This is a genomic window from Streptomyces sp. NPDC006997, assembly GCF_040635175.1.
Lineage (GTDB): Bacteria > Actinomycetota > Actinomycetes > Streptomycetales > Streptomycetaceae > Streptomyces.
Map to the genome: position 1 here is coordinate 145,027 of NZ_JBEYHH010000012.1, position 13,615 is coordinate 158,641.

The 13,615-nt window shown below is 74.0% G+C and carries 12 protein-coding genes; 8 read left to right on the forward strand and 4 right to left on the reverse strand.

The genetic code is table 11. The features are described 5' to 3' along the window. Positions 1-122: 122 nt before the first annotated feature. The 4 genes from ABZ659_RS14565 to ABZ659_RS14580 all read left to right on the forward strand — a co-directional run bounded on the left by ABZ659_RS14565 (position 123) and on the right by ABZ659_RS14580 (position 4,821). A complete protein-coding gene (locus ABZ659_RS14565) occupies positions 123-1,196 on the forward strand; it encodes a betaine/proline/choline family ABC transporter ATP-binding protein (RefSeq protein ID WP_360218372.1) in 1,074 nt (357 codons plus the stop codon). Beyond that, entirely contained in the window at positions 1,189-3,012 is a 1,824-nt protein-coding gene (locus tag ABZ659_RS14570) for an ABC transporter permease/substrate binding protein (protein ID WP_360218375.1), read from the forward strand. The genes ABZ659_RS14565 and ABZ659_RS14570 overlap by 8 nt, the downstream gene beginning before the upstream one ends. 516 nt (positions 3,013-3,528) lie before the next feature. Next, positions 3,529-4,095 carry an XRE family transcriptional regulator gene (locus tag ABZ659_RS14575; RefSeq protein WP_360218378.1) on the forward strand — a complete coding sequence of 189 codons (567 nt, stop codon included), beginning with the start codon at positions 3,529-3,531 and terminating at the stop codon, positions 4,093-4,095. Positions 4,096-4,098: 3 nt separating this feature from the next. Continuing rightward, complete coding sequence (locus ABZ659_RS14580) at positions 4,099-4,821, forward strand: helical backbone metal receptor (protein ID WP_360218381.1); 723 nt, start codon at positions 4,099-4,101, stop codon at positions 4,819-4,821. Here the strand turns inward: ABZ659_RS14580 and ABZ659_RS14585 are convergent. After that, a complete protein-coding gene (locus tag ABZ659_RS14585) occupies positions 4,748-5,848 on the reverse strand; it encodes a TDT family transporter (protein ID WP_360218383.1) in 1,101 nt (366 codons plus the stop codon). The genes ABZ659_RS14580 and ABZ659_RS14585 overlap by 74 nt on opposite strands. Before the next feature lie 71 nt (positions 5,849-5,919). Between ABZ659_RS14585 and ABZ659_RS14590 the strand changes: the two genes are divergently transcribed. Continuing rightward, positions 5,920-6,846 carry a LysR family transcriptional regulator gene (locus tag ABZ659_RS14590; protein WP_360218386.1) on the forward strand — a complete coding sequence of 309 codons (927 nt, stop codon included), beginning with the start codon at positions 5,920-5,922 and terminating at the stop codon, positions 6,844-6,846. Positions 6,847-6,864: 18 nt separating this feature from the next. Here the strand turns inward: ABZ659_RS14590 and ABZ659_RS14595 are convergent, their stop codons facing one another. The 3 genes from ABZ659_RS14595 to ABZ659_RS14605 form a co-directional block, all read right to left on the reverse strand. Next, positions 6,865-7,575, reverse strand: a complete 711-nt coding sequence (locus ABZ659_RS14595; RefSeq protein WP_360218389.1) for a gamma-glutamyl-gamma-aminobutyrate hydrolase family protein — start codon at positions 7,573-7,575, stop codon at positions 6,865-6,867. Between the two features lie 24 nt (positions 7,576-7,599). After that, positions 7,600-9,066, reverse strand: coding sequence for an ethanolamine permease (eat, locus tag ABZ659_RS14600; RefSeq protein WP_360218392.1), 1,467 nt, complete (start codon positions 9,064-9,066; stop codon positions 7,600-7,602). A gap of 139 nt (positions 9,067-9,205) precedes the next feature. Next, positions 9,206-9,943 carry an FCD domain-containing protein gene (locus ABZ659_RS14605; protein WP_360218395.1) on the reverse strand — a complete coding sequence of 246 codons (738 nt, stop codon included), beginning with the start codon at positions 9,941-9,943 and terminating at the stop codon, positions 9,206-9,208. Positions 9,944-10,054: 111 nt separating this feature from the next. Here ABZ659_RS14605 and ABZ659_RS14610 point away from each other — a divergent pair, with 111 nt between their 5' ends. The 3 genes from ABZ659_RS14610 to ABZ659_RS14620 are packed head-to-tail and all read left to right on the forward strand — an operon-like array spanning position 10,055 to position 13,597. After that, positions 10,055-11,419 carry a glutamine synthetase family protein gene (locus ABZ659_RS14610; protein WP_360218398.1) on the forward strand — a complete coding sequence of 455 codons (1,365 nt, stop codon included), beginning with the start codon at positions 10,055-10,057 and terminating at the stop codon, positions 11,417-11,419. A gap of 7 nt (positions 11,420-11,426) precedes the next feature. Further along, a complete protein-coding gene (locus ABZ659_RS14615; protein ID WP_360218401.1) occupies positions 11,427-12,818 on the forward strand; it encodes an aldehyde dehydrogenase family protein in 1,392 nt (463 codons plus the stop codon). Beyond that, positions 12,815-13,597, forward strand: coding sequence for a 3-oxoacyl-ACP reductase (locus tag ABZ659_RS14620; RefSeq protein ID WP_360218404.1), 783 nt, complete (start codon positions 12,815-12,817; stop codon positions 13,595-13,597). Before ABZ659_RS14615 ends, ABZ659_RS14620 begins: the two co-directional genes overlap by 4 nt. Positions 13,598-13,615: the final 18 nt, after the last annotated feature.

Below are 13,615 nucleotides of genomic sequence, written 5' to 3' on the forward strand. Positions count from 1 at the left end.
GCCCACTTGTGCGTTTGGCGGTGGGCGGCACGGGCAGGCGCCGCCGCGGAGCCGTGCCGGTTGCGCGTTCAACTGTTCAGCGTCCGGTCGCCCCGTCCCAGCAGTCGAGACAAGAGGTACGTGTGTCAGCCAGGCTAGAGGCCGAGCATCTTCACAAGGTGTTCGGCAGACGACCCAGGGAGGCGGCCGAACGGCTGCGCGGTGGAGCGGACCGGGAGGAGTTGCGGGCGGACGGCGCCACGGCCGCCGTCATCGACGCCTCCTTCACCGTCGAGCCAGGGCAGATCTTCGTCGTCATGGGCCTGTCCGGGTCCGGCAAGTCCACCCTGCTGCGGATGCTCAACGGGCTGCTGGAGCCGACCGCGGGCCGGGTCCGCTTCGACGGCCAGGACCTCACCGCGCTCGGCGCCACCGAGCTGCGCGAGGTCCGCGCCCGGAAGATCAGCATGGTCTTCCAGCACTTCGCGCTCTTCCCGCACCGCAGCGTCCTGGAGAACGCCGCCTACGGGCTCGCCGTGCAGGGCGTGCCCCGCGCCGAGCGCGAGGAGCGTGCCGCCGAGGCGCTGCGGCTGTGCGGGCTGGCCGGCTGGGAACGGTCCTGGCCCGACGAGCTGTCCGGCGGTATGCAGCAGCGCGTCGGCCTGGCCCGCGCCCTGGCCACCGACGCCGACCTGCTGCTGATGGACGAGTCCTTCAGCGCCCTCGACCCGCTGATCCGGCGCGACATGCAGGACCAGCTGCTCCAGCTCCAGCAGACCCTGAAGAAGACCATCGTCTTCATCACCCACGACCTCAACGAGGCCATGCGCCTGGGCGACCGCGTCGCCGTCATGCGGGACGGCCGGATCGTGCAGAACGGCACCGCCGAGGACATCCTGCTGCGCCCCGCCAACGACTACGTCGCCTCCTTCACCAAGGACGTCGACCGCTCACGCGTGCTGACGGCCGCCGCCGTCATGGACACCGCGCGCGGCGACGAGGCCGACTGCGGCTGCCCCACCGCCACCCCCGCCACCCCGTTCGGCGAGCTGTGCGCCCTCAGCGCGCGCGTGCCGCACCCCGTCGCCGTCCTGGACGCCGACCGCGCCCTCGTCGGCGTCGTACCGCCCCGGCGGTTGGTCGGGTTCCTCGGGGACCGGCAGGGTGACCCGGAACCCTGTACGAGCCCGCGCGGGCAGGTGACCGCCCGTGCCTAGGCTGCACCTCGGTGACGGGGTCGACTCCGGCGTCGACTGGCTGCTCACCCACCTGTCCTGGCTGTTCGACGCCGTCAAGGCGGTCCTCGGCGGGATGTACGACGCCGTGAACGCCGTGCTCACCGCGCCCGAGGCGCTGCTCCTCGCGGGCATCCTGGCGGTCGTCGCCTGGTGGCTGCGCGGGCTGGCCGCGGGCGTCCTGGCGTTCGCCGGGTTCGCCCTCGTCGACTCGCTCGGCCTGTGGGAGCGGGCCATGTCGACGCTGGCGCTGGTGCTCGTCGCCACCGTCATCGCCCTGCTGATCGCCGTACCGCTGGGCATCTGGGCCGCCCGCTCCAAGACGGTCAGCGCCGCCGTGCGGCCCGCCCTCGACCTGCTCCAGACGATGCCGTCGATGGTGCTGCTGATCCCGGCGATCCTGTTCTTCGGGCTGGGCACCGCCGCCGGTGTCGTCGCCACGCTGATCTTCGCCGTCGCGCCCGGCGTGCGCATGACCGAGCTGGGCATCCGCCAGGTCGACGGCGACCTCGTCGAGGCCGCCGAGGCCTTCGGCACCACCCCGCGCGACACCCTGCTCCGCGTCCAGCTGCCCCTCGCCCTGCCGACGATCATGGCGGGCGTCAACCAGGTCATCATGCTCGGACTGTCGATGGTCGTCATCGCCGGTATGGCCGGGACCGGCGGCCTCGGCGGCGCCGTCAACGAGGCCATCGGCCGCCTGGAGATCGGGTACGGCTTCGAGGCGGGCGTCGCCATCGTCGTCCTCGCGATCTACCTGGACCGGATGACCAGCGCGCTCGGCACCCAGATCTCCCCGCTCGGCCGACGCGCCGCCGCCCGGGCCCGCGCCGTCGGCGCCGCCCGGCCGTGGGCGCACCGCCCGCGCCCCGCCGTCGCGGTCGTCGGCGTGGTCGTCCTCGCCCTGGTCGCCGGCGGCGTGAACGTCTTCGGCTCCGCCGGCGGCACCGCCGAGGCGTCCGCCGCCGACGTCGGCAAGGGCAAGGAGGTCGAGATCGGCTTCCTGCCGTGGGACGAGGGCATCGCCTCCACCTACCTGTGGAAGGAGATGCTGGAGCGCCGCGGCTTCGACGTGACCACCACCCAGTACGCCGCGGGCCCCCTGTACACCGGCGTCGCCACCGGCCAGATCGACTTCCAGACGGACGCCTGGCTGCCCACCACCCACGGGGAGTACTGGTCCGAGTACGGCGAGCGGATCGACGACCTCGGCGCCTGGTACGGCCCCACCTCGCTGGAGCTGACCGTCCCGGCGTACATGGAGGACGTGGACTCCCTCGCCGACCTCAAGGCGCACGCCGACGACTTCGGCGGCCGGATCATCGGCATCGAGCCCAGCGCCGGGATGATGGGCCTGCTGAAGGACAAGGTCCTCAAGGAGTACGGCCTCCAGGACTCCTACAAGGTCGTCGACGGCTCCACCCCGGCGATGCTCGCCGAGCTGAAGCGGGCCTACGCCGAGAAGAAGCCGGTCGTCGTCACGCTCTGGTCGCCGCACTGGGCGTACAGCGACTACGAGCTGAGGAAGCTGGAGGACCCGAAGGGCGCCTGGGGCGAGGGCGACGGCGTGCACACCGTGGCCCGTGACGGCTTCGCGGAGGACCACCCCGAGGTCGCCCGGTGGCTGAAGGACTTCTCCATGACCGAGGAGCAGCTCACCGGCCTGGAGTCGCGGATCCTGAAGGCGGGCCGCGGCAAGGAGCAGGACGCCGTCCGCGGCTGGCTGAAGGAGCACCCGGGCCTGCTGGACACGTGGGCCCCCGTCGACAGGACGGACGAGAACCAGGCGGCCGGGTGACCTGACCGGCCCGGGCCGCCGCGCGCGGGGCGGTCACCGCCGTACGGATCTTCCGTGGGTACGGCGGTGTCCGCCCTTCGCGTCGCCGGGGTGCGTGCCTACCGCAAGGATCCGGACAACCACGCAGCGCCATGCCACCCCCCGAACCCGGCGCCAACCGCGTGCCGGGCGCACCGACTTCGCCCGTCGCCTACGCCGGGAGGATGGGGGAACACGGGAGAACAGCCGCGCATTGAAAGGAAGAGCGCCGTTTCGCCGCCGTTTCGGCGCCGCTGGTCAGGTGCTCCGTCCGGGTTCGCACCGGAGAAGGGGTTCCGCGGGAGGCGTCCACGGCGGGATGATCCAGGTGGCGCGAACTGTGGGGTCCCACCCGACGCAGTGTGTCGTCGATGTGACGGCCATGGGAAACGGTTTGCCGAACATGCGTAGGGTGCAGAGAACCCGACAACAGCGAGGGTGCGTCGGGCCTCGGCGCACGTGGCGGAGCGAGGACGAGCGAGGGAGGGAGCCGGAGCGATGGGCGACCACAAAGAACAGCCCCTTCGAGTGGGCGCGGCCGTGCGTCGGCGGCGCCGCGCGCTACAGCTCACCCTCGCGGTCGTGGCCGAACGCAGCGGCCTGTCGGTGCCCTTCCTCAGCCAGATCGAGAACGACCGGGCGCGGCCCAGTACCGGCTCCCTGGAGAAGGTCGCCGACGCGCTGAGGACCACCGCCGTCGAACTCCTCGCCGCCGCCGACCCGGCGTGCAGCGTCGACGTGGTCCGCGCGGAGTGCGTCGAGTCCGCGCTCCAGCCGCGGATGCGGTCCCTGGTGCGCGGTCACCACCAGATGCACGCCTCGGAGTTCACCGGGGACCATGACGCGGGCCGGGAGTTCCAGTACCGCAACGACCAGTTGATGTACGTCGCCGACGGCGCGGTGGAGATCGAGGCGGAGGGCCGCGCGTACCGGCTGGGCCGCGGCGACACCCTGTACCTCACCGGCGGGGTGCGGCACCGCTGGCGGGCCACCGTGCCCGAGACCCGGGTGCTGGTCGTCGCCGTGGCCGAGCACATCGAGGCCCTGCACGACCGGAACCGGTAGCGCGTGCGGCGGGTCGTCTCCCTGGTGCCGTCGCTGACCGAGGCGGTCGCGGTGACCCTGCCGGGCGCGCTGGTCGGCGCCACCGACTGGTGCGTCCGTCCGGCGGACCTCGACGTCACCCGCGTCGGTGGCACCAAGAACCCCGACACCGCCCGGATCGCCGCCCTCGCCCCCGACCTGGTGGTCGCCAACGAGGAGGAGAACCGCGCCCCCGACCTGGACGCCCTGCGCGCGGCGGGCGTCGAGGTGCTGGTGACCGAGGTGCGGGACGTGCCCGGGGCGTTCCGCGAGCTGGACCGGGTGCTGGCCGCCTGCGGCGCCGGGTCCCGGCCGCGGTGGCTGGACGAGGCGGAGGCGGCCTGGGCGCGGCCGCCGGTCCCCGAGCGCCGTACGACGGCGGTGGTGCCGATCTGGCGGCGGCCCTGGATGGTGCTGGGCCGCGACACCTTCGCCGGGGACGTGCTGGCCCGCCTCGGCGTCGACCACCTCTACACCGACCACCCCGACCGCTACCCGCGCGTACCGCTGGCGGAGCTGCGCGCGGCGGCGCCGGACGTCGTCGTGCTGCCCGACGAGCCGTACCGCTTCACCGCCGACGACGGCCCCGAGGCGTTCCCGGGCCTGCCCTGCGCGCTCGTCGACGGGCGGCACCTCACCTGGTACGGGCCGTCACTGGCCGCGGCGCCACGGGTGCTGGCCGAGGCCCTGCGAGCAGCGCGCCGCTGACCAGCCCGCGCGCGGTGTGCGCGGCGGCGACCGCCCAGGCGGCGGCCAGTACGGCGTACAGGCCCGCCGCGAGCCAGCCGAAGGCGGCCAGGCCGGTGTGCCGGGTCAGCGAGTCGGCGCCCGTCACACAGGTGCCGACCGGGAAGGTGAACGCCCACCACGTCATCGTGAAGCGCATCCCGAGCCGCCGGGCGCGCAGCACGTGCGCGGTGGCCAGGGCGCACCACAGCAGCGCGAACCCCATGACCGGCACCCCGTACAGGACGGCGAGCGCCCGGAACCCCTCGGCGTACGGGGCGGGCAGCACACCGGGAGCGACGTCCGCGAACTGCCCGGCCGCCGTGGTGGACTGCCCGAGCGGGCCGAGGACCAGGAACAGCGTCGGGGTGAGGGCCAGCGGCAGCGGGCCGCCGGTGAGCAGCCGGGCGAACACCACCGGCAGCATCAGCGACGTCGCGAGCAGGCTGAGCCCGAACAGCGCGACACAGGCCAGCAGCAGGGTCTGCCGGGCCTGCCCCGCCGGGAGCCACGGCACCAGCGGCGGCCCGACCGCGGCCGACACCATGGGCGCCACCAGCGGCAGCAGCCACACCGGCGACGCCTGCGGCAGCCGTACCCGGTGGTGTACGGCCATCAGGTACGGCACCGCGACGGCCGCCGCCAGCCCGACGGCCGTACCGGCGACGAACAGCCCGGCGCCCAGCCACACGGCCGCCGCCGCACCGGTCCAGGCCCGGCCGACGGTGAGGGCGCCGCCGCCGACGGCGAGCAGGGCCATCGACAGGCAGCCGTAGAAGGGCGCCACGGCCGGGTCGCGGAGGTGGGCGCGGGCCTGGTCGCGGTGGTGGGCCCAGTGCACGGCGCGGGCGGTGAGCAGCGCGGCCAGCAGGGCGAGGGCGAGACACCAGAGAGCCGCCCACAGGTCGAGCGGGGCGGGGGCGAGGCGGAAGCCCGCGGTGGCGAGGATCGCGGTGCCCATGACGGCGGCGTACCAGTGGGGTCCGAGGTGACGGACGGAGGTGACCATGGGATCCACGGTCGGGCCGGGCGGCCACCGCGGCCAGAGGGGTTCTCCTTCTCACGGCATAAGCTGGGTTTATGAGCCAGTCGGAGGATGAGGGACACGAGCAGGTCCGGGGCCTCGCGCACCGGGTGCCCGACCTGGGGGCGCTGGAGCTGCTGCTGGCCGTGGCGCGGCTGGGCAGCCTCGGCGCGGCGGCGCGGGAGGTCGGCATCACCCAGCCCGCCGCCAGCAGCCGGATCAGGTCCATGGAGCGGCAGCTCGGGGTGGCCCTGGTGGACCGTTCACCGCGTGGCTCCCGGCTCACCGACGCGGGGGCGCTGGTGACGGACTGGGCGCGGCGGGTCGTCGAGGCCGCGGAGGCCTTCGACGCGGGCGCGCAGGCGCTGCGGGACCGGCGGGACTCCCGGCTGCGGGTCGCGGCCAGCATGACCATCGCCGAGTACCTGCTGCCGGGCTGGCTGCTCGCGCTGCGCGCCGAGCGGCCCGACACGGCGGTGTCACTGCTCGCGGGCAACTCGGCGTCGGTCGCGGAACGCCTCCTCGCCGACGAGGCGGACCTCGGCTTCGTCGAGGGGCTGACGGTGCCGCCAGGGCTGGACGCGGTGGTGATCGCGCACGACCGGCTGGTCGTCGTGGCGGCACCCGGCCACCCCTGGGCCCGGCGCCGCCGCCCCCTGTCAGCGGAGGAGCTGGCGGCCACTGCGCTCATCCTCCGGGAGGAGGGCTCCGGAACCCGCCAGGTCCTCGACACCGCCCTCGGCGGGCTGGCCCGTCCGCTGATCGAGCTGTCCTCCACCACCGCCGTCAAGGCCGCCGCCGTCAGCGGTGCGGGCCCCTCCGTCCTCAGCGAACTCGCCGTCCGCGAGGAACTCACCATGCGCCGCCTGGTCAGCGTCCCCCTCGCCGACGTCGCCCTCGGCCGCTCCCTGCGTGCGGTCTGGCCCACGGGCCACCGCCCGACGGGCCCGGCCCGTGACCTGCTGTCGCTGACGCGGGGATAGAGACACGGGGGGCGCGCCTCAGGCGGTGGGGCCGGACCCCTCCGCCGCCCGCACCAGCGCCGCCATCACCCGCACGTCCTCGCCCATCTCCGGGTGCCACTGCACCCCCAGGACCCAGCCGCCGTCTTCGGCGGGCGGCAGTTCGAGCGCCTCCACGGTGCCGTCCGGGGCGTGGGCCGACGGGACGAGACCGGTGCCCAGGCGGTCGACGGACTGGTGGTGGTAGGTGGGGACCTGCGACTCCTCCGGGACGGCGGCGGCGTACAAGGTGCCCGGGACGGGCTTGACCGGATGGTGGCCGAAGACGCCGACCACCTCGGCGTGACCGTCGAGGTGCTGGACGAGGGTGCCACCGAGGGCGACGTTCAGCAGTTGCATCCCGCGGCAGATCCCGAGGAGCGGCACGCGCGCGTGGAGGGCCGCTTCGATGAGGGCGAGTTCCCAGGCGTCCCGCTCCCGCGCGGGCGGCCCGGTACGGGGGTCGCGCTCGGCGCCGTAGCGCGCCGGGTCCACGTCGGGCCCGCCCGCGACGACCAGGCCGTCCAGCCGGGCCACCGTCTCCGCCGCCCGCTCCGGCGCGTCCGGCGGCAGCATCACCGCCAGCCCGCCCGCCCGCCGCACCAGGCGCGGGTAACCGGCGGGCAGCAGCGCCGCCTCCAGCTCCCACACGCCCCAGCGCGCCCCCGGCTCCAGATAGGTGCTGATCCCGATCAGCGGCCTGGCCACCACACCACTCTCCCTCGGCCGTCCCCGTCAGTCCCGCGCCAGCTCCGCCTCCGCCGCGGCCAGCGCGGCGAACTCCTCCTCCGGAGCCTTCGCCACCAGATGCTTGCGGCTGTGCAGCCCGAAGTACGCCAGCGCCACGACGTACACCGCCAGCGCGATGAGCGCCGCCGTCACGTCCACCAGGAACGTCGCCACCAGCGCCGCGCAGGCCAGCACCAGCGCCACCGACGACGTCACCACGCCGCCCGGCGTCCGGTAGGGCCGCGCGAGGCCCGGTTCGCGGCGCCGCAGCACGATGTGGGACAGCGACATCAGCGCGTACGAGATCGTCGCGCCGAACACGGCGACGTTCAGCATCCGCGCCCCGTCCCCGGTGCCCGCCGCCAGCCCGAACCCGATCGCGCCGGGCACCAGCAGCCCCAGGTACGGCGCCTTGCGGCCGCTGGTCAGCGACAGGAACCTCGGCAGGTAGCCCGCGCGGGACAGCGCGAACAGCTGGCGCGAGCCCGCGTAGATGAGGGAGAAGAAGGACGCCACCAGGCCCGCGAGCCCGGCGTAGTTGACGATCCGGCTCCACGCGGTCGCCTCGCCGTCCGGCTGGAGCGCCTCGACCAGCGGGTTGCCCGCGTCCTGCACCGCCGCCGAGCCGCGCGCCCCGGCCGCCGTGACGAAGGTGACCACGGCCAGGACCACCAGGACGCCCATGGACCAGATGATCGCCTTCGGCAGCGTACGGGACGGCTCCCGGGTCTCCTCGGCGGCCAGCGGCACGCCCTCCACGCCGAGGAAGAACCACATGCCGAACGGGAACGCCGCCCAGATGCCGAGCAGCCCCATCGGCAGCCACGAGTTGGACCCCGCCGCCGTGGCGTCCACGGGGATGTCGTCGAGGGTGGACGCGTCGAAGTGGGGGAGCGCGGCCAGCGCGAACACCACCAGCGCCGCCACCGCGATCCCGGTCACCACGAAGCTGAACCGCAGCGCCTCGCCCACGCCCCACAGATGGATGCCGAGGAAGACCACGAAGCAGGCGAGGTAGACCGGCCAGCCGGACTCCAGGCCGAACAGGCCGAGCGACTCGACGTAGTCGCCGATGAAGATGACGATCGCGGCGGGCGCGAGCACGTACTCGATGAGGATCGCGGTCCCCGTCAGGAAGCCGCCCCACGGGCCGAGCGCGCGGCGGGCGAAGCCGTAGCCGCCGCCCGCGGTGGGCAGGACCGACGACAGCTCGGCGAGCGCGAACACCAGGCAGGTGTACATCGCGCCCATCAGCACCATGGCGACGGCCAGCCCGCCGAAACCGCCCTCCGCGAGGCCGAAGTTCCAGCCGGAGTAGTCGCCGGAGACGACGTAGGCGACGCCGAGACCGGTCAGCAGCAGCCAGCCCGCGCTGCCCCGGCGCAGGGCCCGGCGCCGGAGGTAGTCGTCCGTCGGGTCGGCGGCGTCCGGTGCGGACGGGGGCGTGGGCGTGGGCGTGGGCTCCACGGTCATACGGCGACTCCCGGGATGCGACGCAACGGAACGGTGCAATGGAATGGACGCATACCTTTGTGCGCCCGACGGCGGTAAGGCAAGACCCGTGCGTCAAGTCGCCGTGAAGTCCACCGGCTGGGGGCGCGTGAACGGCATCTCACGTGAGGAAGCCCCGCAGCAGCGCCGCCGTGCCCGCGCAGTGCTCGCGCGCGATCTCCCGCGCGCCGTCCGCGTCGCCCTCCAGCACCGCCCCGACCAGCGCCTCGTGCTGGCGCTGCGAGTGCTCCAGGTTGCGCACCAGCAGCGGTATGCAGTCCAGCAGGTCGTTCACCGTGGCCCGGACGGCGGCGTACTGCGCGGTCAGCGTCGGGGAGCCGCACAGCTCGGCGAGCGTGAGGTGCAGCAGGGTGTCCAGACGCCGGTACTCGCCCAGCGGCGCGTCCTGCGTGGCCGTCAGGGCGGCGCGCAGCCGTGCCGCGCCCGCGCCCGCGTCCGCCAGCCCGTGCGCCGCGCACAGCCCGGCCGCGCCCACCTCCAGCACCTCACGGAACCGCAGCACGTCCTCGACGTCCACCCCGGCGATCCGGCGCCGCAGCTCGCCCTCCCCGCCGCCCGCCGCGCGCGGGAGCACGAACGTGCCGCCGTAGCGCCCCCGCCGCGCCTCCACCAGCCCCTGGTCCTGGAGCACCTTGAGCACCTCGCGCAGGGTCACCCGGCTGATCCCGAGCCGGTCCGCGAGGTCCCGCTCCGGCGGCAGCCGCTCACCGGCCGCCACCAGCCCGAGCCGCACCACCTGGAGGATCTGCTCCAGGGCCTCCTCGAAACCGTTGCCCGCCCGCACCGGACGCAGCACCGGAGTGAGCCGGTCCGCCACCGGGACGCCAGCCTCCGCCATGTCGCCGTGCCCCCTTCCCAAGCATTGGTCGGCCGCCATACCTTATGCCGCAGCCTATGGCTCCCGGCCCCGCCTACGAAGAGCGCGCAGCAGCCCCCAGGAGGCACACCCGTGGCAGACCGCACACCCCCGCTCGCCGTCGAGGAACTGCACGCCCTCGTCGCGGGCGGCGAGATCGACACCGTCGTCCTGGCCTTCCCCGACATGCAGGGACGGCTCCAGGGCAAGCGGTTCGCCGCCCGCTTCTTCCTCGACGAGGTCCTCCGCCACGGCACCGAGGGCTGCACCTACCTGCTCGCCGTCGACACCGAGATGAACACCGTCGACGGCTACGCGATGTCCTCCTGGGAGCGCGGCTACGGCGACTTCGCCATGCACCCGGACCTCAGCACCCTGCGCCGGGTGCCCTGGCACCCCGGCACCGCCATGGTCACCGCCGACCTCGCCTGGGACGACGGCACCCCGGTCGTCGCCGCGCCCCGCCAGATACTGCGCCGCCAGCTGGAGCGGCTCGCGGAACAGGGGCTGACCGCGCAGGTCGGCACCGAGCTGGAGTTCATCGTCTTCAGGGACAGCTACGAGCGGGCGTGGGACACGCACTACCGCGGCCTCACCCCGGCCAACCAGTACAACGTCGACTACTCCGTCCTCGGCACCGGCCGCGTCGAGCCCCTGCTGCGCCGCATCCGCAACGAGATGGCGGGCGCCGGGATGACCGTCGAGTCCGCCAAGGGCGAGTGCAACCCCGGCCAGCACGAGATCGTCTTCCGCTACGACGAGGCCCTGGTCACCTGCGACCAGCACGCCGTCTACAAGACCGGCGCCAAGGAGATCGCCGCGCAGGAGGGCTGCTCCCTGACGTTCATGGCGAAGTACGACGAACGCGAGGGGAACTCCTGCCACATCCACCTCTCCCTCGCCGACGCCGACGGCGCCAGCGTCATGGCGGGCGGGGGACCCGACGGCATGTCCGACCTCATGCGGCACTTCCTCGCCGGACAGCTCGCCGCGCTGCGCGACTTCGCCCTGCTGTACGCCCCCAACATCAACTCCTACAAGCGGTTCCAGGTCGGCTCCTTCGCCCCGACCGCCGTCGCCTGGGGCCGCGACAACCGCACCTGCGCCCTGCGGGTCGTCGGTCACGGACCCTCCCTGCGCTTCGAGAACCGGCTGCCCGGCGGCGACGTCAACCCGCACCTCGCGGTCGCCGGGATGGTCGCCGCGGGCCTGTACGGCGTCGAGAAGGGGCTGGAGCTGCCCGAGCCGTGCCCGGGGAACGCCTACACCGCCGAGTACGCGCACGTCCCCGGCACCCTGCGCGAGGCCGCCGAGCTGTGGGAGAACAGCCCGATCGCCCAGGCGGCCTTCGGGGACGAGGTCGTCGCGCACTACCGCAACATGGCCCGCGTCGAGGTGGACGCCTTCGACGCCGCGGTCACCGACTGGGAGCTGCGCCGCTCCTTCGAACGCATGTGAGGCCCCCGTGACCGACCAGCCCGACCAGCCCGACCAGCTCCACGTCGTCAACCCCGCCACCGAGGAGACCGTCGCCACCGTCCCGGCCGCCACCGCCGCCGACGTGGACGCGGCGGTCGTACGGGCCACCCGCGCCCAGACCCGGTGGGCGGCCCTGGCCCCGGGCGACCGGGCCCGGCTGCTGCGCCGGTTCGCCGTGACCGTCGACGAGCACCTGGAGGAACTGGCCCGGTTGGAGGTCAGGGAGGCCGGGCACACCGTCGGCAACGCCCGCTGGGAGGCGGGCAACGTGCGCGACCTGCTCGACTACGCGGCGGGCGGCGTGGAGCGGCTCACCGGACGCCAGATCCCGGTCCCCGGCGGCCTCGACGTCACCCTCCTCGAACCGCTCGGCGTGGTCGGCGTCATCGCCCCGTGGAACTTCCCCCTGCCCATCGCGGCCTGGGGCACGGCCCCCGCGCTCGCCGCGGGCAACGCCGTCCTCCTCAAACCCGCCGAGACGACCCCGCTGACGGCGCTGCGGCTGGCCGAGCTGGCCCTGGCCGCGGGGCTCCCCGAGGGCCTGTTCCAGGTGCTGCCCGGGCACGGGCCGGTCGCGGGCACCGCCCTCGTCGAGCACCCGGGCGTGGCGAAGATCGTCTTCACCGGGTCGACAGCCGTGGGCACACAGGTGTCGGCGAAGGCGTCGGCGCTGCTGAAGCCGGTCACCCTCGAACTCGGCGGCAAGAGCCCCAACATCGTCTTCGCCGACGCCGACCTCGACACCGCCGCGGCCACCGCCCCCATGTCCTTCCTGGACAACTCCGGCCAGGACTGCTGCGCCCGCACCCGCATCCTCGTCCAGCGGACGGTGTACGACCGGTTCCTGGAGCTGCTGGCCCCGGCGATCGAGGCGGTCCGCGTCGGCGACCCGGCCGACGAGACCACCGACATGGGCCCGCTGATCTCCCGTACCCAACTGAACCGGGTCCGCTCCTACGTCGCCCCCGACGCGACCGGCATCCGCGGCAAGGCCCCCGAGGGTCCCGGCTTCTGGTTCCCGCCCACCGTCCTCACCGACGTGGACCCGCACGCGCGCGTGGCCGTCGAGGAGGTCTTCGGCCCCGTCGCCGTCGTCCTCCCCTTCGAGGGCGAGGCCGACGCGGTCCGCCTCGCCAACGACACCCCCTACGGACTCTCCGGCTCGATCTGGACCCGCGACATCGGCCGCGCCCTCCGCGTGTCCGGCGCCGTCCGGGCGGGCAACCTGTCCGTCAACTCCCACTCCAGCGTCCGCTACTGGACCCCCTTCGGCGGCTTCAAGCAGTCCGGCGTCGGCCGTGAACTGGGCCCGGACGCGCTGGCCGCCTTCACCGAGACCAAGAACGTCTTCATCAGCACGGAGGGCCCCGCACAGTGACCGAAGACCTCGTTTGCCGCCGACTGGTCGGCCGTACCGCCGTCGTCACCGGAGCGGGCAGCGGCATCGGCCTCGCCACCGTCCGCCGCCTGGCCGCCGAAGGCGCCCACGTCGTCTGCGGCGACATCGACGAGACCTCGGGCAAGGCCGCCGCCGAGGAGGTCGGCGGCCTCTTCGCCCAGGTCGACGTCACCGACCCCGCACAGGTCGAGGCGCTGTTCAGGGCGGCGTACGACACCTACGGCAGCGTCGACGTCGCCTTCAACAACGCGGGCATCTCCCCGCCCGACGACGACTCCATCCTGGAGACCGGCCTGGACGCCTGGAAGCGGGTGCAGGAGGTCAACCTCACCTCCGTCTACCTGTGCTGCAAGGCCGCCATCCCCTACATGCGGCGCCAGGGCAGGGGCTCCGTCATCAACACGGCGTCGTTCGTGGCCCGGATGGGCGCGGCCACCTCGCAGATCTCGTACACCGCGTCCAAGGGCGGCGTCCTCGCCCTCTCCCGCGAACTGGGCGTGCAGTTCGCGCGGGAGGGCATCCGGGTCAACGCGCTGTGCCCCGGACCGGTCAACACCCCGCTGCTGCGGGAGCTGTTCGCCAAGGACCCGGAGCGGGCCGCGCGCCGCCTGGTGCACATCCCGCTCGGCCGGTTCGCCGAGGCCGACGAGATCGCCGCCGCCGTCGCCTTCCTGGCCAGCGACGACTCGTCCTTCGTCAACGCCACCGACTTCCTCGTGGACGGCGGCATCTCGGGGGCGTACGTCACACCCCTGTAGGCGCCGCCCGTGCGCCCC